Raw genomic sequence first — 20,481 nt, 5'->3', positions numbered from 1 at the left:
AATCACACCAATGGATTTTTTTAGTGTACAAAACGTATCAGTATATTTTCAAGATCGAGAAAAATACCACCTACAGTATTAAAGAATGCTGTAGGTGGTATTTTATTTTAAACATGATTAATAGTTATCATTCTAGGACATCGTGAATTGTAATAATACCAACAACTTTGTCATTGTCATCTTCGACGACAAGGTTAGAAATATTATTAGCTGCCATTTTTTTCCAAGCTGCATTGTTACGTGCTTTTTTATTAATCGTTATAAATCCTTCAGTCATGTAATCAGATGCAGTTGATCCTTTGACTTGATTGATATATAGGAATTTCTTACGAATGTCACCATCCGTTATAATACCAATAACTGTATCCTCGGGTGTTTTAACGAGTGTCATGCCTACACCAAAGTCACTAATACGATAAATAACATCATTGATTGGTGTGGTGGTTTTAACATAAGGAATTTTAGTGTGCATGGAGTGCTCCACATTACGCAAAAGCATTTTACCGATTGAGCCACCTGGATGATACAATGCAAAGTCTTCTCGTTTGAATTCATTAGCTTTTTCAATAGCGATTAATAGTGCATCTCCCATCACTAAAGTAGCAGTTGTTGAACTTGTTGGCGCTAGTTTGGTAGGATCTGCTTCCTCAGCAACGTCTATTTTCAATACGAGGTCTGTGCTTTTAGCTAGCGTTGACTCATCAGATCCTGTTAAAGCAATCGTTTTGAGGCTGTCTTGATGAATGTTTTTTAATGCGAAAAGTGTTTGTATGACTTCTTGTGTTTCACCGCTATTGGAGATGAAAATTGCGACATCGTCTACTGAAACACGCCCTAGATCACCATGATAGGCGGGTACCGGCATCAATGAAAAAACTAGAAACGCCAACAGATGAAAGCGAGGCTGCTATTTTTTCGGCAATAATACCAGATTTTCCAATACCAATAAAAATTGTTCGTCCCTTGTTGGCTAAAATTGTCTCAACTACAGCATCAAAATGTTCGTCAAGTGTTTCACGCACTGATTTTAAAGCATCAATTTCTAATTCAAAAGTTTTTTTTGCATCATCATAGTAAGTCGTCATGATCGTATACCGCCTTCATTTCAAGGTGTTCATGAAAAAGTTGATTAGCATTTTCCAAAATAGGACGAATTTTAGATAGATATAATTGGCTGTCTTGATCTGATATTGCTTCTGGTGGATTGGGATGAACTTCAGCAAATATGCCATCAATACCAATTGCTAACGCTGCACGCATTAGAGGGAACGCGTAATCACGAGTACCACCAGAATGATTACCGTAACCACTTGGTATTTGTACAGAGTGTGTTGCATCGAAGATAATAGGATAACCAGTTTTTCGCATTTGAATTAAGCTAGTCATATCGACGACCAATTGATGATAACCAAACATCGTGCCACGCTCTGTCACCAATATGTGTTCATTGTTTTGGGCTACTTTGTTAACAGCGCTCTGAATATCTTCTGGTGCCATGAATTGAGCCTTTTTGATATTAACAACACGACCAGTTTTGGCAGCAGCGAGTAGAAGATCAGTTTGTCGACTAAGGTATGCTGGAATCTGTAAGACGTCTGCCACTTTGGCAACTGATGCACATTGATAAGATTCATGTACATCAGTGACAATAGGTACGTGATAGGTGTCTTTGATTCTTTGTAACACCTCTAAACCAGCTGTCATACCAGCGCCACGTTCTGATTCAAGTGAGCTACGATTGGCTTTGTCAAAAGAGGCTTTAAAAACATAATTTATGCCTAGCTCATCAGTGATCGCTTTTAATGTTTCAACGACCTCGGCACAAATTTCATATGATTCGATCGCACAGGGACCGGCTAAAATCGTGAGACGATCATCTTTAAAATCGTACGCTTGAAATACATCACTTATTTTAGACATAGCATTCCTTCTCCTAACTTTATTAGCACTAAACACTATAAAGAACTTAGTATTAGTGTAAGTATAACACTTTTTATGAATAAATACGTGAATAACGTGTTGTATTGATTACAATATAGCAACAAAGTTTTAATATTAAAACAATCATTACAGTTGCAAATAAGTCAGTAATTTGTTATTCTTTAGGCAATTACCAAGTAAGCAAACGGCGCGCGTATCATTGTTTATATATGATTTTCTTTAAAAATTAATATTATAAAAATCATAATAAAATGAGCTTTATGTGAAATTGATTATGAAAATGTTTTCGAATGACTTTAGGTGGCTATTTAGCAAGATTATTCAGTTAATCGAAATAACTTAATCAATAGGAGATAATTATGACAAATATAAATGAACAACATCAAATTGAGTATTTTCCAAAACAGTCACAGCCGGAGCCAGGCCTCCAAAGTCGTATGTCGCCAACACCGGATGATGGGGCAGCAGGTTACGTTGGACATGAGCGTCTGAAATATAAAAAAGCCCTTATTACGGGTGGTGATTCAGGAATCGGTCGTGCTGTTGCAATTGCCTATGCCCATGAGGGGGCGGATATTGTATTGAATTATCTTCCTGAAGAAGAATCAGATGCGCAAGAAGTGAAAGGCATTGTTGAATCACTGGGACAACGCATTAAACTTGTGCCTGGCGATTTAAAATCTGAAAAATTTAACCAAGCATTGGTTAATGAGGCAGTGGCCTTTTTAGGTGATATTAATATTTTAGTTTTGGTCGCTGGTAAGCAACAAGCTGTGGTAGATATTGCTGAACTATCGACAACGCAACTGATTGATACGTATACAACAAATGTGTTTAGTGCAATTTGGCTAATAAAAGCCGTGCTTCCACATTTACAACCTGGTAGTAGTATTATAACGACTAATTCGATTCAAGCTGATCAACCCGCTGCTTTTTTAATTGACTATGCTGGTACGAAAGCAGCACTCAAAAATATGACAATAAGTTTGGCGAAGCAGTTTGCTAATCGTGGTATTCGTGTAAATAGTGTGGCACCAGGACCAATTTGGACACCGCTACAAATTGTGGGTGGACAACTACCCGAAAATATTCCTACGTTTGGTCAGTCGACGCCACTGAAACGTGCTGGACAGCCAGCAGAATTAGCTGGGGCTTATGTTTTTCTGGCCTCTGATGAAGCAAGTTACGTTACAGGTGAGTCAATTAAAGTAACTGGCGGTTTGTAATATGTTGTTCATTATTAAAAATCAGTTACACCACAATGGTAAAAATAAATAACGGCATCGTACTAATGTTGGGTGATACTCTGGTAAAATAATCAATGTTACAATTGGTAGATAATTTTTGCTGATGACATGTTTTTTTGGGGGAAATAAATTGAGTAAAACAAGTGTGATGTGGTTTCGTAGAGATTTACGTGTGTCTGATAATATTGCTTTAGCGCATGCGGTTGAAAATAGCGATAAAATATTATTTGTTTTTCATATTGATACCCAACAACTTGAAAAACAACCAACTGTTAATCAAAGTAGTTTCTTTGCTAGTGTACAACAATTAAAAAAAAGCTTGAAGAAACAAAACATTAATCTTTATGTGTTTTATGGTGAGTTAAAAGATATGTTTAATCATATCAAAAAGCAACTACCTCATTGGCGTGATTTATACTTTAATCGTGATGAACATGGTTATGGTGGCGAACGTGATCAGGTTATTACAAAATATTGTCAAGAAAAATTGAACATTAGTGTACACGCCACTATGGATTATAATCTACACGCTGCCCACGATATCAAAAAGGCTGATGGTCATTATTATCAGGTGTTCACACCCTATTTTAAGCGATGGATGACATTAGTTAAATCAAATCCTATAACAATTGACCTAACAAATATTAGTCAGGAACACTTGACAGTATCTACATTGGAACAAGATAGTATGTTAGACGCTTTAATTGATGAGAAACATAGCTATGCTTATGTTGATCAGATTGGTGAAGATAAGGCCAGAAAGATATTGTCTGACTTCATTGAAAATAAGTTAACACAGTATGACCAGAATCGTGATGTGCCCTCGTTAGATGCAACTAGTCATCTGTCACGTTACCTGCGAACGGGCGAGATTTCAATTAGAGTAGTTTATGAGGGTATTAAACAAGCGCCTGATAGTGATGGTCGTTCAACATTCATTAAAGAATTATGTTGGCGTGACTATTATAATATGATTTACGCCACGCACCCGCAGCAAAATGAATCTGCTATCCGACCAGAATTTCGACAAATTAGATGGCGTGATGATAAGATTGGATTTGATGATTGGCAAACAGGGCATACTGGGTTTCCTATCGTTGATGCAGCGATGAGACAGCTTAACGAGACCGGTTGGATGCATAACCGTTTACGTATGATTGTTGCATCGTTTCTAACAAAAGATTTACTTATTAATTGGCAATGGGGAGAAAATTATTTTAAACAGAAACTAGTAGATTATGATCCCGCTAGCAACATTGGTGGGTGGCAATGGGCAGCATCAACTGGTACGGATAGTGTGCCTTACTTTAGAATATTCAATCCTACACTGCAATCAAAGAAATTTGATCCACAAGGTTTATTCATAAAAAAATATATACCTGAATTAAAACGTATACCAGGTGCAAAAATCCATGAACCAAATAAACTATCATCAATAGATCAAAAGCGTTATCATATTAGTATCGGTCATGACTATCCCAAGCCAATTGTGAATCATAAAACAGCACGAATTAACGCTATAGCTGCATATGAAAAGAGCAAAACAATGAATAGTGTTGACATTTAAATCTCACTATTATATAATCTAATTATTATAAAACGTTGATAAGATGAGTACATATTATGTTGATTTTATAGAGAACTGGTGTATGGTGAAAGTCAGTATGATGCTAATTTGGAATATGGTCTTGGAGTTTAAATTGATATGAGTAGCTTGGTATGTAAATATCTTTCGGCGACACCCGTTATCGTGTCAGAGTATCATCGTGTTTTTTGGTACTTAGTGAGCGTATCTTTTAGTAATATGATGCGAAAAACGGGTGGTAACACGATATAAGTCGTCCCGCAACTTTGATTTTTTCAGAGTTGCGGTTTTTTATTGTATTTAAAAAATGAGGTGGAAAAATGTCAAATAAAGTGGCTATCATAACTGGCAGTGGCAGAGGAATTGGGCGCGCAATTGCGGAACGATTAGTGAAGGAAAATTACCATGTGGCTATTGCTGATATTGATGAAGTCACTGCTAAGGCAGTATCAGATGGCATCAATAAAGTCAGAAACGGTTTTGCAAAATACTATGTTTTAGATGTTGCCTCTCGTCAATCTGTGTTTGATTTGGTTGATCGTGTTGTAAACGATTTTGGCCGCTTAGATGTCTTTATAAATAATGCTGGTATTGCATTTATTGATACAATAGTGGCTAGTGATCCGGATAAAATTGAGCGACTATTTGATGTCAATATTAAAGGTACGTTTTGGGGCATACAGGCTGCTGCCACACAATTTAAAAAGCAAGGCGATGGCGGTCGGATAATTAATGCCGCTTCTTTAGCCGGTGTTGAGGGTTCCGCGTTGCAAAGTGCATATTCAGCCTCAAAATTTGCGATTCGTGGGTTAGGTCAATCTGCAGCAAAAGAATTAGCTAGTGATGGCATCACGGTTAATGCCTATGATCCAGGAATTGTACTAACACCGTTGCGTGATTATATTGATGAACGGACAGCCCAAATTAAGGGTATAACACCCGCAGTTCAACGACAAAATGTCGTGAACGAAATTGCTTTAGGGCGCCCGGCATCACCAGAAGATGTCGCCGATGTTGTTACATTTTTGGTATCCGAAAGCGCCAAATACATTACAGGCCAATCAATTTTGATTGATGGTGGGATGCGTTTTCATTAATAAGTATATGGTAATGTGATAGGTAGTTGAAAGATAAAAGAGGATTAACATGGTCAAAAGAAATATTATTATTGCGGCGGTTGTCGTAGTTGCCGTTGCTGGTAGCGCGATCGTTATTCAACGTAATCACTCTGTCCAAGCAGAGAATGAAAAGCAGATAACGATCGGTGCTATTGGTTCGGATGCGCAAATTTGGCAGCATATTGCTAAACTACCAGAAACTAAAAAAGCAAACATTATAATTAAGGTTAAAAACTTTACGGATGGTGTTGCTCTAAATACTGCGACTGCCGAAGGAAAGATAGATGTGAATGCCTTTCAATCGTACGCTTACTATGTGGCCTACAATAAAAGTAACGCCAAAACAAAGCTCGCAATGCTTGGTACAACGTATCTAGAACCAATGGGTATTTACTCTGATAAATACAAAAAAATTAGCGATATACCTGATGGTGCGACTATTGCCATTGCTAATAATGCGGCAAATACAGCACGTGGGTTAAAATTATTAGCTAAAGCTCAGTTGGTTACGCTCAAGCCAGGTTTTGGAAATTTATCGGGGGTTAACGATATTCAGGATAATCCACACCATCTAAAGTTCAAAGAAATTGATGACACTACAGGACCACGTGTCATTAAGGACAATACGGTTGCGGCAGCATTAATTGGTAACACGATCGCATTAGAGGGTAAACTTAACGTTCTAAGAGATGCCTTGTTATATGAAAAAATTGATCAATCAACAAAAGACAATATCAATATTTTAGCGACAGCACAGAAAAACAAAAATAATAAAAATTTCAAAAAATTGGTTACCTTGTATCATACGAAATCTGCCCAAAAATACATTAGCCAGCAATTTTCTGGGACAAAAATTGATGTTAAAAAACCAATAACTTACTTATCCGAATAATCATTATTAGGGCATGAAGGGGATGACTTTCTTATGAATAAATGGGGTGTCATGATATAAAGTGTTGAGTTGTAAACTCAAAGGACATAATTATTGATGAGTAAATAACAGATATACAGTAATTTGAACTGTTTAATGATAAGGCAGTAGCTTCAAGTGCATAAAACCTGTCATTTCTTTAGTATTTATAGACTAAAGGCGTGACAGGTTTTTATAATTACAAATAGTTGACACGATGTCATAAATGTGACACAATGTCACTTATAGGAGAGTGACTTGATATCATGCCGACAAAAACATTTCTAAATTTAAGTTCAGAAAAACAACACAAGCTATATGATGCGATGTATCGTGAGTTTTCAGATCATGTGTTAGCAGAAAGTAAAGTCTCAAATATTGTCACTGCAGCTCAAATTTCAAGAGGGTCTTTTTATACTTACTTTGATGACCTTGAGGATGCCTATCGATGGGTCTTAAATGATGTCATCTTAGACATTCATAAAAATATTGACAGACAAGATATTTTGTCAACAACAGAAGACTTTATTTTAAACGCTAAAACAAGTCAACATTTTGATTTTTTGAAGCATTATTATGTTGTTAATGAGTCTTTGTTACAAAAAAAGAGAGGCAAATTAACATCACGCGATTTTAGTTTACCTGATAGCCATTCGACGAATCAAGATATATCACAATGGCTTTTAGTACAATCCGTACATCAACTCATTAGAGAATTCTTTTTGGATCCTGATAAGCAAACATGTATCATTTCAACACTTCATACTTTGGACACTTGGCGAAGGGAAGTATAGGCAATGTATTTAGCATTAAATGAAATGCGTAAAGAAAAGATTAGATATGGTTTAATCATTGCTGTCATGACTCTAATCAGTTATCTAATTTTTATTTTAAGTGCGTTAGCTATGGGACTTGCTCATGAAAATACGGCTGCTGTGAATAATTGGCAGCTGACTCAAGTTGCGATGAGTAAAGATGCTAATGGTAATTTAAGTCAATCTTTGTTGACAAATGATGATATGAATAAAATTCAGCTAACTGGCGATCAGACAGCAATTGGAATCGTACCAATGATCGTAAAAGCACATCGGGTACGCGTTTCATCTATGTTTGTTGGTATCCAAAAAAATGATCTGATATATCACCGTGTTCAATTAACACAAGGGCATTTACCAAAAGATAGGCATGATGTGCTCATATCGTCAAAACTGACTCAGAAAGGTTTGAAAATTGGGGATCACATGAAACTTGGCATGCTCACACATGATGTTAAAATTGTCGGCTATGTTAAGAATGCCATGTATAATATGTCACCTGTGATATATGGTAATTTAAATAACTGGCGAGATATTAAAGGTGTGAGCAATCAATTCTATGCTAGCGGTATTATAACTAGCGATTCAAAGAAGATAGTTTCAAACGATCTTAAGCGTTACAATAGAGCACAATTGTTCAATAAAATGCCTGGATATACAGCTCAAAATAGCACATTTATATTTATGATAGGGTTTTTGTTAGTCATTTCAGCCGTTATTGTGACGATATTCCTGTATATTCTAACAATTCAAAAAATACCTAACTTTGCTGTTTTACGAGCTCAGGGGGTTCCAGGACGTTATCTTGTGATAAACACGGTCAGTGAAACCTTGATTATTATGTGTGTTTCTGTACTAATTAGTGGTATATTATGTGCGATAACTGCGTGGTTTATACCAGAAGCAGTTCCAATGTTCTTTGATGTCAAACTGATTATATTATCATCAATAGGGTTGGTTTTGACAGGTGTGATTGGTGCCATTGTTCCTGTCAGAATGATTACAAAAATTGATCCAATATCAGTGATGGGAGGGTAACTTTAATGGGTAATCTTAAACTAGTTGACGTAACAAAGTCATTTGGTACAGGGGACAGTCAAGTGATTGCTTTGGATCATATTAATTTCACTGCAAATTCAAAAGAATTGACTCTGATTGTTGGTCCTTCTGGATCTGGTAAAAGTACACTACTTACCATTTTAGGTGGGTTACAAGCGGCGACCAGTGGTCAAGTACTTTTAAATAATCGTAATTTGAACACATTTTCCAAAAAGCAAGCGGATGATTTTAGGTTAGAACATATTGGATTTATATTACAAGCTTACAGCTTGGTTCCATATCTCACTGTAAAAAAGCAATTCGACTTAGTCAAACGCATTAAGCCAGAAAACAATTTACCACCAGAAATATTTTCACAGTATTTAGAACGGCTAGGTATTTCAAATTTACAAGCAAAGTACCCTGACCAACTTTCAGGCGGTCAAACGCAAAGAGTGGCTATCGCACGAGCATTATATACTAATCCTGATTATATCTTAGCCGATGAACCGACATCAGCCTTAGATAGCCAACGTGTAGACGAAGTAGCAAAGCTATTTAAAAGTATAGCGACTCGTGATGACAAAGCTGTTGTTATTGTGACGCATGATTTGAGAATGCGATCATACGCAGATCAAGTCTATGAAATAATTGATGGGAAAATCAGCACGGTGTAACGACGTGCGTATATTAATTAGAAGCTAAACAATTAATCGGATATTGTGATTTGATGTTTAGCTTTTTTGATGCACAATACACTAACGTTACAAATGATAGGATGGCAATCTTAATCTACCTGATAACTAAAATTAGATGTCATTGTCAAATAATATCAGCTTTATTATTAAGAATAATGTAGTATAATTGCTTTAAAATGATCAGGAGGGTATACAATATGAGAGTTGAACACTTTTTTTCAGATATGGATAGCACTTTGCTAGGATCTGATGGTTCTGTTCCAGAGGGCAATATAAATGCGATTAAAGGCATAGAGATACCATTTTCTTTGGTTTCTGCAAGAGCACCATTGGAAATGGATTTTGCAATTGATGCGCTTGCATTAAAGGGGCCACAAGTTGGCTTTAATGGTGGCATTATTTATACTGGCACTGGTAAAAATCGTCAGATTATTGCAAAAAGACCGATTCAAACTGACGTAGCTCGATCAATGATAGAAGCCATTTGTTCTAAATTTCCAAACGTATCAACGAGTTTTTATGATGCTGATAATTGGTATGCGCGTCAAATTGATCAGGGGATTGATTTGGAAACAAAAATTACTGGTCAACAACCTAAAATAGTTGATTTTAAAACCCTATTAGAAAGTCCGGTAGAAGTTTTTAAAATCATGATGATTGTTTTTGATGAAGAAATAATGCAACAATTGATGCGATATTTCGATGATAATCCAGATCGTACAGTAGCTGTGCAACGCTCGGGTAAAAACTATCTAGAAGTGACGCATGTCGATGCTGTAAAAGCGAATGGCGTTAAGTATATTTTAGCGCAAGAAAATGTGGCTGTTGAAAACACGTATGCTTTTGGTGATGGACATAATGATATACCTATGTTTAAGTTAGTTGGTCATGCTGTTGCTATGTCTAATGCGATGGATGATGTCAAAGAATATGCTGAGACAATTACTGATACTAATGACAATGCAGGTGTTGGTGTATTTATTGATAATTTGCTAAAAAACACAGATCATAGTTAGAACAACTATTAGTGTCAAAGAAAGATGTTGTATTCAAAGGAGAATTGTTTGAGTTTGAAGCATTGATAGAGAAAAAATATTGTGAAATTGCTTTTTTATTAATGCTATGTTAAAATTTAAAAAGTGTTTTTGAGCATTTACACATTTAAACTATAATTTTTTAAAGGACAGGAACCTGGCGTGTAATCATAATAGCTAACTAAAATTAAATTACAAATCATTTTAGAAGGTATCGTGTTTATGCTCAAAAATAAAAACTTCTTTTTCTTATTATATGGTCAATCAATAGCCAATATTGGTGATACAATGTATATTATTGCAGTTATTAGCTCAGTATATACTTTGACGCACTCGATTGTTGCATCGTCTTTGGTGCCAACAATCATCACGGGTGCAATGGTTGGCGCCAGTTTTGTTTCCCCGCTTGTCACTAGTAAGGTGAGACTGAATCGTATTTTATTAATCACACAAGCCATTAAAGCTGTTGTTTTAGTTGCATTAATTTTTTATATTCAAAGTGGGTGGATCGTCAAAAATATTTTTGGTTTGTACTTGATTATCAGTATTATTGCTTTTATGGATGGTTTTGCACAACCGGTAAGTCAAGCAATTTTGCCTCGTTACGCTGCGGGGAGCGAGTTGATTAAAGCTAATAGCATTTTGAATATCTCGTTTCAATTACTTGGCATTGGTGGTTGGGCTGGTGGCAGTATTCTGCTAGTATGGTTCTCAACGAAAACAATTCTGTTAATTAGTACCGTTCTGGCTATTGGTTCGATTTTATTATTGTGTCAACTAGATGCAACATCTATGCGTCATCAAAGTAACAAAAGTAATGTATGGTATGACTTACTTAGCGGTTGGAAAGCTATTTATCATGTACCTATTTTGAAATTCACTGCGATAATCTCTATTCTAGACACTGTTGCCAATAGTGTATGGATTTCATCAATTATTTTAGCTTTTGTTGAAAAAACACTGAAAATTCCAAAATATTGGTGGGGGTATATTAATGCCACTTACATGTTAGGTGGTGTCATAGGTGGCTTTGTTTGTTATCAACTGAGTCAACAAATACAAAAAAATATGGCGCGGAGTATCTTTTTCGGTGCGTTATTGACGGGAATTGTAACCTTTTTGGTGGCCATCAATTCAAACCCATTTTGGTTATTAGGGTTATCTATCTTAGTGGGTGCTTTTGGTGAATTGAAGGATGTGCCACAGACTTCAATGATACAGTCACACACTAATAAGTATATTTTACCAAGTGTATACAGCAGTCTAACTGTTCTATATACAGGTACTTTCTCATTATCTTCTGTTGTTTTCGGTATGCTTGCACAGCAGTTTGGGGTGCGCGCAGTATTCATAATTTCATCAAGTTTGTTAGTGATTATATCTACTTTAGTCTATAGTAGACGCAATCTTTATCAAATATGATCATTATCATATCAGTTTTCACTGAATATTTATCAAAAATCTTTTGACATGCTAGGATTGGTCAGTTTAGACCATTCTAGTTTTTTTATAAAATAAAGGTATAATCAAAGCAAAGGATTAAAAATCGTGGATATACTCAATCGTTTTGAAAAAAAGAAAGCATTAATGTCAAATCAAGAATTAGATATTTTCCAGCAAATTTGGGAAATGCTACCAACGATTCAAAATAAAACACTGAATGACATGACAGAGATATTGCACATTTCACGGCAATCGTTTTTGCGTATTGCTAAAAAAATGGGATATAAAGATTCAAATGAATTTTTATTAGATTTAAATCGACAAATTGTTTTTTCTGACATCACCAGTACTGCTAAAGTTTTACCCAGTATTTTGGAAAAAAATATTCATCATATTATCAATCATTTTGATGTTGCACAAATAAAAACGTTTATTGCCTATGTTGAAAAAAGCCAGCGTATTTTTTTGATATCAACCGGTAAAGCGCAAAAAAATCAATCTGAAATATTATCTGAAATATTAGCAAAACATGGTTACTTTGTTGTGCAAGTATATGATTTGTTTGAAATTTCAGAAATCAAATCTAACTTGGGGGATGGTGATATTGTCCTAGTATTAACGCGAACCGGGACCTCGACGGAATTGTTGAACGCGGTACAATCTATTAATCAGACACGCGCTAGCATAGTTACAATTACAAGTTTGCGTTCCAATCCAGTAAGTAATTTGTCTAATTTTACGGTTTTTGTTAATACTCAAAAAATCGATGGTAATTTTTATGAATTAAACGCTTTGTTTTTTGGTTTATTTGGTTTAATTGATTTTTATTTAAATGAAGAATCAACAACTAAACAATTAGCTGATGAACATCAATTGGTCAAAAACATATTATCAAATTATATGATTAAAATGAATAGTAACCTGACTTCAGGTAACAAAGAGTTACTCATGAATTTGATTCAAAATCCTGATTTGATATTTACTAGTATTTCAACTATGAGTCGACAATTAAGTATTTCAACAACCAGCTTGTTTCGCTTATCAAAGGCATTAGGTTTTAATGGGTTTAAACAATTCCGGTCGTCAGTGAGGTTGGAAATAAAGGACTTTGTGCCACAAAAAAAACAATATGAAAGCTATCAGACGTTAATTCAATATTTTAAGCACTCGGTAACGGATATTATGGCAACAGATTTCTCAGTGGCTCATCAATTACTAGGCCGCTATCGTCAAATCTGCGTTGTGTACCATGACAAGTATACTGAAATATTAGGTGATGAATTAATAAGGATGTTTTTTCATACGGATAAATTGATTCAAAAGATTAATTGTCAAACGAGTAGTGACTATATTAGTAACAGCAAAGAGACATTATTTATTTTCCTGATCAAAAATGAGAAGGATGAATCAGATTTTTTTCGAGCAGTTAGTCAAGTTAACGATGATGAAAATGAGGTCCTAGTTTTTTCAAATAAGGAAATTAATCTTGTAGGTTATAATCTTTCAGGAAAAATATTCTTCAAAGATGTGCCAAGGGCAGTTAGGCCGTTTTCTGATATGTGGTTAATGGAGTTTTTCTTTATTAGTTATTTTTATTAAATATGATTATTCAAGAGAACGTATTTACATTTATGGTAAATACGTTCTCTTTTTGTACATACTAACAGATTATCTCGGAATGGTTGAAAGCGTTTACAAAACAACGTTACAATACAAGTATCAAAAAGAAAGAGGTAATAAAAATGTCAGTTGTTTTAGCAAGAGTAGACCAACGGTTAATCCATGGGATTGTTGTCACACAGTGGGCAGCGTACACCAAGGCAAAACGTTTAATGGTTGTTGATGATGAGGTTAGTCAAGATGAAACAATGAAGGCTGGTATGAAAATAAGCAAACCAGCCGGAACAAGTATGTCGATTATTAGCAGTGATACGGCGATTGAAAATTTTAAAGCTGGTAAATATGATAATCACACAGTATTTATATTAGTCAAAGAACCGGCAACTTTAGTTAAGTTAATTGAAAATGGTGTGGTAATACCAAAAGTTAATTTAGGGATTATTTTTAATCAAAGTGGTAAAAAACAATTTACTAAAATGGTTGCTATGGATCAGAAAGAACAGGACGACGTGAAAAAGATTCAATCATTAGGGGTTCCAGTAACGTACCATTATGTGCCTAATGATGATGAGAAAACAGTGGACAACCTATAGGGAGATTGATATGTCAATTATTCAAGATGTTTTAATTATTGTGTTGGCTTTCTGGATGGTTATTGATCAACAAGGTCCAGTCATCACAACCTGGTTTCCAGTAATTGTAGCGATGATTGCCGGTTTTATACTAGGAGATATTCAAACAGCCATGGTCATTGGTGGGACATTCCAATTAATGGCGCTTGGCGTGGCTAATATTGGTGGTTCTTCGGTTCCAAACTATGGTTTAGCTGCTTTAGTAGGTGTTTACGTGGCGGTTCGTACAACTGGCAACATTGTTGATGCTAAAGCGGCAGCTTTGGCTGTCGGTGTACCCGTTGGTATGTTAGGCATCCAATTAGATGTGTTGGGTAAAATTTTAACCAACCCTCTGGCACATAAGGCGCAACAGTACGCACGTGATGGACAGTATAAAAGAATGAACCGTACAATACTTTTAGCACCTGTTTTGTTTGGTTTAACAACTGCAATTCCAACAGCACTCTTTGTTATTTTTGGAAAGCCAATTGTGACTTTTATTCTTGAAGTACTGCCTAAATGGTTTACAAATGGGCTATCCATAGCTGGTGGTATCTTACCAGTAGTAGGTATTGGTATATTAATTTCTATGATGCCAATTCAAAAGCACTTGATGTATTTAATTATCGGATTCGTTGCGGCAGCTTATTTAAAGATGCCAATGATGGGTGTGGCCTTGATTGGCGCAGCAGTCGCTTACAACTTTTTTGTTCAAAAAGTTGCGGCGGATAAAAATGTCAGTACGGTAGGTGCAACTGAAGCAAATATAGAGGATGGTGATTTTGATGAGTAATGAACAACAAGAAAAGCATTTGACGAAAAAAGATATTCGTCGAACAGCATTACGCTGGCAGTTTATGACATCAAATGCGTATAACTACGAATCTCAGCAAGCCGCGGGAGTTGTATTTTCTTTAAGTAAGGCATTACGTAAGATTTATAAAGATGATGAAGCAGGCTATAAATCATCGTTAGATAACCATTTCAAGTTCTTTAATACGACTGGTCCAGCTGCATCTTTGATTCTGGGCGCCACGCTTGCTATGGAGGATAGAGAAGGTAAAAAGGCACAGCCAGCTGTACAAAGTTTAAAAACAGGTTTGATGGGACCTTTGGCAGGCGTTGGGGACACGATATTTTGGGTTTTAATTCCAACAGTGTTTGGTTCGATTGCAGCCTATATGGGTCTACAAGGTAATCCTACTGGTGCCATTATTTGGTTACTTGTTAACATTGCTGTTTTCTTATTCAGAATTAAGATATTTGAATGGGGATATGCCACAGGTACAAGATTAGTTACTGATCTTGGTAGTAAATTGAATGCTTTTACTGAGGCTGCATCAATTATGGGATTGACTGTTATAGGTGCGCTCATCCCCAGTGTCATTAAAATGAATTTGGCAACGACATTTGCGACTGGTAAGGTCACGATGTCTGTTCAAAAAGATATATTAGATGCTATTATGCCTTCATTGTTACCGGCAGTGTTAACATACATTGTCTATCGCATTGTGAGGACGAATAAGCTATCTATTTCAAAAATAATTTGGTTGCTTATCGGATTTTCATTAGTACTTTCATACTTTGGTATTCTGAAACCGTAATAAAAGGATAACGTACAATAACATGAGAAAAATTATAATCGCTTCACATCACAAAATGGCTTCTGGGTTAAAAAATACGATTGAATTCATTGCTGGTGAACAACCCACGCTTACTGCAATTGATGCCTATATGGATAATAAGCCACTTGATAATCTATTAGAACCACTATTTTCTGAAAAAAAGGATGAAGCTGAGGTCATTATTTTTACGGATTTAAAAGCTGGTAGTGTTAACCAAGGCTTTATTAAGTATGTATCGCAACCCCATGTACATTTGTTGACTGGTATGAGTTTACCTTTGATTCTACCTATTGTATTGTCACCCTCAGATGCTTATCTGGATGATGAAACAATTCAGGGATATATCGATGATGCGAGACAAGAAATTGTATATATGAATACAGAATTGATGAAGGTGATCACTGATGACGACGACGAATAAGTTTAATCAAAATTGGTGGCAAAGTGCTGTGGTCTATCAAGTTTACCCTCAAAGTTTTAAAGATACTAATCGAGACGGTATTGGTGATTTGAACGGTATTATCGATAAAATACCGTATCTAAAGACATTAGGTGTTGATGTATTATGGTTAAATCCAATATACGCTAGCCCCCAAGTTGACAATGGCTATGATATCTCAGACTACTACCAGTTAAATCCTGAATATGGGACAATTAATGATTTTAAGCATCTACTACAAATTGCCCATGATAATGAGATTAAGATTATTCTGGATTTAGTTGTTAACCACACAAGTGATCAACATGAATGGTTTCAAGCATCACGTAAGAGTCGTGATAATTATTTTTCCAATTATTATATTTGGAAAGATCCAGCGAAAAACGGTGATTTGCCAAATAATTGGGGTGCGACATTTGGTGGTCCTGCTTGGACCTATGTGCCAGAACGCCAACAATACTATCTCCATTCATTTGCGCCGCAACAACCAGAATTAAACTGGGAAGAGCCAAAGTTACGACAATCAATATATGAAATGATGCGCTACTGGCTTTCATTTGGTGTCGATGGCTTTAGAATGGATGTTATTTCCTTAATTTCGAAACGTCAGGACTTTCCAGACGCCGATGACACTTTACCTTATAGTAAAAGTTATTATGCCGGTGCGTCCAATGGTCCGAGGGTGCATGAATTTCTGCAAGAAATGAATCGCGAAGTGTTAAGCAATTTTAATACGTTAACTGTTGGTGAAACACCCAATACGAGTTCAGATCAAGCCATTCTCTATACTGACGAAAGTCGGCATGAATTAAACATGGTATTTAATTTTGATCATATGCATATTGATTATGGTGAACGTGGAAAATTTGACAATAAACGTTTTCAATTAACCGATTTGAAACGTGTTCTGACCGAATGGCAGAATAAACTCAATGATCATGGTTGGAATTCATTATATTGGTCTAATCATGATCAACCAAGAGCTGTTAGTCGCTTTGGCTCAGAGGTTTACCGTGTAGAAAGTGCTAAAACACTAGGCACTGTATTACACATGCTCAAAGGCACACCTTATATTTTTCAAGGTGAAGAAATTGGCATGACCAATGCAAAATTTAGCGCATTATCAGATTATAAGGATATAGAAACTAAGAACATTATTGATATTTACGCTAAAGAAGGTTTGAGTGAAAAATATATTAAAGAGGTTGCTTATCTGAGATCACGTGATAATGCTAGAACGCCTATGCCTTGGAACGGTACGCCTAAATTTGCTGGATTTAGTGATGTGACGCCTTGGCTTAAAATGAACCCGAATTATCAAACAATCAACGTAGAAAGCGCACTACGTGATAACCATTCTGTTTTTTACCATTATCAAAAATTAATTAAATTACGGCACGAACTGCCTGTGATTGTGAACGGTAAATATCAATTATATGAGCCTGACAATGACAAAATATATACTTTCACTAGAGAAGCACAAGATGGCACAATGTTATTGATTGTTGCATCATTTACAGATCAAACACTTTGGTATGCCGTGCCTGCTCCTTTAAGAGAAAAGAAATCATGGCGCGTGCTTATCGATTCTTATGAGCAAGTCGATCAATATCACGATGACTTGCAATTGAGTCCCTATCAATCTATTGTTTTCATTGGTAAAGATTAAGTCTGCATGGTATCATCATTTTAACAAAAATGATGATATTTTGGCGTGATGCTAACTGTTAAATTGTTTTTAAATGAATATTAAGCACGCATAGGGCAGACAGCAAAAAATGAAAAAGAAATCGAATTATATACTTTTTATCGTATTAGTTACATTGTTAATATTAGTTATTGTCATCGTAGCAGAATATTTTAAAAGTAATCGGATCAAGACAATCAATTCAGAAACTAGCATTCGTATTTCATCAAATCATGCCAGTTCATCACAAAGTAAGGTAGTAGCACAAGATAAAAATGATAATTACACTCATGATAAACGCCACGTCTTTTCGGTACCATATGGCAACGAGATGGTGAATAGCAGCAGTCCATCTCATCTATTCTTCACAACATGGACTTTGGATGATTTCAATGCATGGATAGCGTATTATAATGGCTTGAATGAAGATGACAAGTTACATGCTACGAGTTCATTTGGCACACCATATACATTTACTAATTTAAAAATTGATAATGATCAAAATGGTTTGGGTTTAACATTTAATTTCTTTGTACAGGAGCGCTGGTTTTATTTTAATACTGTTGCTGACTATGTTGAAAAGAACGGTAAAAATTTTGATCCTAAAAATATTCAATAAGCGCATGTTAGACTATTAAAATTAGACAATAATTATTTTAAAAGTTAACCAAATACTCACATTAAGGAGTGTGTTATAGTGGATTTACAAAAATTTGAATGGCAAAAAAAGCCCAGTAGTTATGCAATTGGTGACAATCGTATTGAAATTGTATCTAAACCATACACGGACTTATGGCAGAAAACATATTATCATTTTCAAAATGATAATGCGCCGGTTCTTCAGACGAGTACAACTCAAAAGTTCTTTTCTTTTGTTGTTAAAACGGACTTTTCTGAAAGCCACCATCGTTTCGATCAATGTGGCATTGTTATGTATTTAGATAGTGAGCATTGGATTAAGGCCTCAACGGAATATGATAATGAAAATGATCAACATCTGGGTAGTGTCGTCACCAATGAAGGCTATTCTGATTGGGCTACGACTACAATATCAGCAGATATCAAGTCAGTTTGGTATCGATTAAGTCGGCGAGTAGATGATTATCGTGTGGAAAGCTCGTTTGATGGTATTCATTTTACGCAAATGAGAATTTTTCATATGACAAAGGCAAGTGATCTGATTAAATTTGGTGTGTATGCCTGTTCACCAGAAAATTCTTCTTTTAAATCGGTATTCACAAATCTAGAGTTGCTGCCTTGCCAATGGCCAGCCCACAATGGTCAAAAACCTGATAATAAATAAAAGACATAATATAGTATTGGAGAATAATCATGAATGAAGATGACATGTTGCTACGTCAACTTGTTAATATAAACACGGCTGGGAGAAATGAATTAGAAGTCGCAAATTATTTACAGCAACTATTTAAAGCACACAATATTCAAAACGAAATCGTGCCACTTTCTGCTGGCCGTTCGGGTATTATCGCAACTATTGGCAACGGAAAGGGTCCGACAATTGCCTTTGACGGGCACGAGGACACGGTAGCTATTGGCGATGTAACCAGATGGCATGTAGAGCCACTTGCCGGTACGATTGTCGATGATAAATTTTATGGTCGCGGTATCACTGATATGAAAGCAGGTCTCGCTGCAGGTGTAGCAGCTATGATACGGTTAAAAAAGAAGGAAGACTTGTTACATGGTACTTTCAAATTATTTGCTACTGTTGGTGAAGAGTCGGGTGAAATAGGCGCAAAGCAAATGGTCGAATTAGGTTTAGCAAATAATATTGATGCTTTACTAGTTGGTGAACCAAGTGGCATACCGTTAGATTCTGTAGAAAATATACCTAAGGGAACAGCATTACCGGGCATCATGTTGTCAGAGGATATTCATGAAGTCGTGAAAACAAATCATACTAATGAACAACATTTTCTTACTGTTGCCCATAAAGGCGCGTTAACTTATAAAGTCAAAAGTTTAGGCGTGACAGCACATAGTTCAATGCCCGATTTAGGCGTCAATGCTATTGATGCATTAGTTGATTTTATTAATCAACAAAGTCAGGTATTTCAAACAATTTCACAGGTTAAAAATGATATATTAGGTGTCACAACACCTGTAGTAACAGAAATAAGTGGTGGTGAACAACCTAATACGGTGCCAGGTAACGCTGAAGTGAATGTGTTCATTAGAACAATACCAGAAGTGACCCACGAAGAAATCATCAATCAAATATCAAACATTATCAAGCACATTAATCAAACAGGTCATGCGAAACTGTCATTAGAGGTAGGACTTGAATTGGATGCTGTTTATTCATCAACAACATCTAAGTTAAGCCAACTAGCGAAACGTATTGGTGAACGTATTTTAGACCAATCATTACCTTATATCGGTGTTTCTGGGGGCACGGATGCTTCTCAATTTCTGAAAACGAATCCTAATTTAGGGTTTTTAATATTTGGACCTGGTAACACAACAGCTCATCAAGTTGATGAATTTGTATATACCGATATGTATCATTCTTTTATTAATATTTATGAGGAAATTATTCAAAATTACTTACAATAAAAGGTTACGTTCGTTAGTTCTTGCTTTTGAACATACGCCTTGTTACTATGACTATCGCTAAGTAGGTTGACTAGGTGGTTTTAAACAATT

At 35.7% G+C, this 20,481-nt stretch carries 19 protein-coding genes, 1 pseudogene and 1 other annotated feature; of the genes and pseudogenes, 18 read left to right on the top strand and 2 right to left on the bottom strand.

Annotation, left to right across the window (positions count from 1 at the left end; translation table 11 throughout):
- Positions 1 to 127: 127 nt before the first annotated feature.
- Both LKI_RS01280 and kdsA read right to left on the bottom strand, forming a co-directional pair.
- Positions 128 to 1,085, bottom strand: a pseudogene (locus LKI_RS01280) (KpsF/GutQ family sugar-phosphate isomerase).
- A complete protein-coding gene (gene kdsA, locus LKI_RS01275) occupies positions 1,069 to 1,920 on the bottom strand; it encodes a 3-deoxy-8-phosphooctulonate synthase (RefSeq protein WP_013102314.1) in 852 nt (283 codons plus the stop codon). The pseudogene LKI_RS01280 and the gene kdsA overlap by 17 nt, the downstream one beginning before the upstream one ends.
- Positions 1,921 to 2,300: 380 nt before the next feature.
- On the opposite strand from kdsA, the gene LKI_RS01270 reads away from it, so the two are divergent.
- The 18 genes from LKI_RS01270 to LKI_RS01185 all read left to right on the top strand — a co-directional run bounded on the left by LKI_RS01270 (position 2,301) and on the right by LKI_RS01185 (position 20,391).
- On the top strand, positions 2,301 to 3,167 hold the full coding sequence (locus LKI_RS01270) for an SDR family oxidoreductase (protein ID WP_013102313.1): 867 nt from the start codon (positions 2,301 to 2,303) through the stop codon (positions 3,165 to 3,167).
- Positions 3,168 to 3,318: 151 nt separating this feature from the next.
- A complete protein-coding gene (locus LKI_RS01265) occupies positions 3,319 to 4,755 on the top strand; it encodes a cryptochrome/photolyase family protein (RefSeq protein ID WP_013102312.1) in 1,437 nt (478 codons plus the stop codon).
- A 26-nt stretch (positions 4,756 to 4,781) separates the two neighbouring features.
- Positions 4,782 to 5,037: a binding site (T-box leader), on the top strand.
- Positions 5,038 to 5,093: 56 nt separating this feature from the next.
- Positions 5,094 to 5,870 (top strand): acetoin reductase, encoded by a 777-nt coding sequence (locus LKI_RS01260; protein ID WP_013102311.1) that lies wholly within the window; start codon positions 5,094 to 5,096, stop codon positions 5,868 to 5,870.
- A gap of 49 nt (positions 5,871 to 5,919) precedes the next feature.
- The gene (locus LKI_RS01255) at positions 5,920 to 6,783 is read left to right on the top strand and encodes a MetQ/NlpA family ABC transporter substrate-binding protein (RefSeq protein WP_013102310.1); all 864 of its coding nucleotides are present in this window, start codon (positions 5,920 to 5,922) and stop codon (positions 6,781 to 6,783) included.
- A 284-nt stretch (positions 6,784 to 7,067) separates the two neighbouring features.
- Positions 7,068 to 7,595 (top strand): TetR/AcrR family transcriptional regulator, encoded by a 528-nt coding sequence (locus tag LKI_RS01250; RefSeq protein WP_013102309.1) that lies wholly within the window; start codon positions 7,068 to 7,070, stop codon positions 7,593 to 7,595.
- 3 nt (positions 7,596 to 7,598) lie between these two features.
- Complete coding sequence (locus LKI_RS01245) at positions 7,599 to 8,654, top strand: ABC transporter permease (protein ID WP_013102308.1); 1,056 nt, start codon at positions 7,599 to 7,601, stop codon at positions 8,652 to 8,654.
- A gap of 5 nt (positions 8,655 to 8,659) precedes the next feature.
- Positions 8,660 to 9,331 carry an ABC transporter ATP-binding protein gene (locus LKI_RS01240; protein WP_013102307.1) on the top strand — a complete coding sequence of 224 codons (672 nt, stop codon included), beginning with the start codon at positions 8,660 to 8,662 and terminating at the stop codon, positions 9,329 to 9,331.
- A gap of 218 nt (positions 9,332 to 9,549) precedes the next feature.
- Entirely contained in the window at positions 9,550 to 10,368 is an 819-nt protein-coding gene (locus LKI_RS01235) for a Cof-type HAD-IIB family hydrolase (protein WP_013102306.1), read from the top strand.
- 240 nt (positions 10,369 to 10,608) lie between these two features.
- Positions 10,609 to 11,808 (top strand): MFS transporter, encoded by a 1,200-nt coding sequence (locus tag LKI_RS01230; protein ID WP_013102305.1) that lies wholly within the window; start codon positions 10,609 to 10,611, stop codon positions 11,806 to 11,808.
- Positions 11,809 to 11,973: 165 nt separating this feature from the next.
- Positions 11,974 to 13,428, top strand: coding sequence for an SIS domain-containing protein (locus tag LKI_RS01225; RefSeq protein ID WP_242651977.1), 1,455 nt, complete (start codon positions 11,974 to 11,976; stop codon positions 13,426 to 13,428).
- Positions 13,429 to 13,571: 143 nt separating this feature from the next.
- Entirely contained in the window at positions 13,572 to 14,042 is a 471-nt protein-coding gene (locus tag LKI_RS01220) for a PTS sugar transporter subunit IIB (RefSeq protein WP_013102303.1), read from the top strand.
- Between the two features lie 10 nt (positions 14,043 to 14,052).
- Positions 14,053 to 14,856, top strand: a complete 804-nt coding sequence (locus LKI_RS01215) for a PTS mannose/fructose/sorbose/N-acetylgalactosamine transporter subunit IIC (protein ID WP_013102302.1) — start codon at positions 14,053 to 14,055, stop codon at positions 14,854 to 14,856.
- On the top strand, positions 14,849 to 15,667 hold the full coding sequence (locus LKI_RS01210; protein WP_013102301.1) for a PTS system mannose/fructose/sorbose family transporter subunit IID: 819 nt from the start codon (positions 14,849 to 14,851) through the stop codon (positions 15,665 to 15,667). The genes LKI_RS01215 and LKI_RS01210 overlap by 8 nt, the downstream gene beginning before the upstream one ends.
- A 22-nt stretch (positions 15,668 to 15,689) precedes the next feature.
- Positions 15,690 to 16,109 (top strand): PTS sugar transporter subunit IIA, encoded by a 420-nt coding sequence (locus LKI_RS01205; protein ID WP_013102300.1) that lies wholly within the window; start codon positions 15,690 to 15,692, stop codon positions 16,107 to 16,109.
- On the top strand, positions 16,093 to 17,796 hold the full coding sequence (locus LKI_RS01200; RefSeq protein ID WP_013102299.1) for a glycoside hydrolase family 13 protein: 1,704 nt from the start codon (positions 16,093 to 16,095) through the stop codon (positions 17,794 to 17,796). The genes LKI_RS01205 and LKI_RS01200 overlap by 17 nt, the downstream gene beginning before the upstream one ends.
- Before the next feature lie 109 nt (positions 17,797 to 17,905).
- Complete coding sequence (locus LKI_RS01195) at positions 17,906 to 18,433, top strand: hypothetical protein (RefSeq protein WP_013102298.1); 528 nt, start codon at positions 17,906 to 17,908, stop codon at positions 18,431 to 18,433.
- Positions 18,434 to 18,511: 78 nt separating this feature from the next.
- Positions 18,512 to 19,117, top strand: coding sequence for a DUF1349 domain-containing protein (locus LKI_RS01190; protein WP_013102297.1), 606 nt, complete (start codon positions 18,512 to 18,514; stop codon positions 19,115 to 19,117).
- Between the two features lie 29 nt (positions 19,118 to 19,146).
- Entirely contained in the window at positions 19,147 to 20,391 is a 1,245-nt protein-coding gene (locus tag LKI_RS01185) for an ArgE/DapE family deacylase (protein ID WP_013102296.1), read from the top strand.
- The last annotated feature ends 90 nt before the right edge of the window (positions 20,392 to 20,481 follow it).

The organism is Leuconostoc kimchii IMSNU 11154, assembly GCF_000092505.1.
Taxonomy (GTDB): domain Bacteria; phylum Bacillota; class Bacilli; order Lactobacillales; family Lactobacillaceae; genus Leuconostoc; species Leuconostoc kimchii.
This window is presented reverse-complemented; position numbering and strand designations above follow the sequence as displayed.

What these genes read in the sequence shown, in the direction of transcription:
- kdsA (WP_013102314.1), bottom strand. Translation starts at nt 1,920, where the DNA reads ATGTCTAAAATAAGTGATGTATTTCAAGCGTACGATTTTAAAGATGAT.
- LKI_RS01270 (WP_013102313.1), top strand. Translation starts at nt 2,301, where the DNA reads ATGACAAATATAAATGAACAACATCAAATTGAGTATTTTCCAAAACAG.
- LKI_RS01260 (WP_013102311.1), top strand. Translation starts at nt 5,094, where the DNA reads ATGTCAAATAAAGTGGCTATCATAACTGGCAGTGGCAGAGGAATTGGG.
- LKI_RS01255 (WP_013102310.1), top strand. Translation starts at nt 5,920, where the DNA reads ATGGTCAAAAGAAATATTATTATTGCGGCGGTTGTCGTAGTTGCCGTT.
- LKI_RS01250 (WP_013102309.1), top strand. Translation starts at nt 7,068, where the DNA reads ATGCCGACAAAAACATTTCTAAATTTAAGTTCAGAAAAACAACACAAG.
- LKI_RS01245 (WP_013102308.1), top strand. Translation starts at nt 7,599, where the DNA reads ATGTATTTAGCATTAAATGAAATGCGTAAAGAAAAGATTAGATATGGT.
- LKI_RS01240 (WP_013102307.1), top strand. Translation starts at nt 8,660, where the DNA reads ATGGGTAATCTTAAACTAGTTGACGTAACAAAGTCATTTGGTACAGGG.
- LKI_RS01235 (WP_013102306.1), top strand. Translation starts at nt 9,550, where the DNA reads ATGAGAGTTGAACACTTTTTTTCAGATATGGATAGCACTTTGCTAGGA.
- LKI_RS01230 (WP_013102305.1), top strand. Translation starts at nt 10,609, where the DNA reads ATGCTCAAAAATAAAAACTTCTTTTTCTTATTATATGGTCAATCAATA.
- LKI_RS01225 (WP_242651977.1), top strand. Translation starts at nt 11,974, where the DNA reads ATGTCAAATCAAGAATTAGATATTTTCCAGCAAATTTGGGAAATGCTA.
- LKI_RS01220 (WP_013102303.1), top strand. Translation starts at nt 13,572, where the DNA reads ATGTCAGTTGTTTTAGCAAGAGTAGACCAACGGTTAATCCATGGGATT.
- LKI_RS01215 (WP_013102302.1), top strand. Translation starts at nt 14,053, where the DNA reads ATGTCAATTATTCAAGATGTTTTAATTATTGTGTTGGCTTTCTGGATG.
- LKI_RS01210 (WP_013102301.1), top strand. Translation starts at nt 14,849, where the DNA reads ATGAGTAATGAACAACAAGAAAAGCATTTGACGAAAAAAGATATTCGT.
- LKI_RS01205 (WP_013102300.1), top strand. Translation starts at nt 15,690, where the DNA reads ATGAGAAAAATTATAATCGCTTCACATCACAAAATGGCTTCTGGGTTA.
- LKI_RS01200 (WP_013102299.1), top strand. Translation starts at nt 16,093, where the DNA reads ATGACGACGACGAATAAGTTTAATCAAAATTGGTGGCAAAGTGCTGTG.
- LKI_RS01195 (WP_013102298.1), top strand. Translation starts at nt 17,906, where the DNA reads ATGAAAAAGAAATCGAATTATATACTTTTTATCGTATTAGTTACATTG.
- LKI_RS01185 (WP_013102296.1), top strand. Translation starts at nt 19,147, where the DNA reads ATGAATGAAGATGACATGTTGCTACGTCAACTTGTTAATATAAACACG.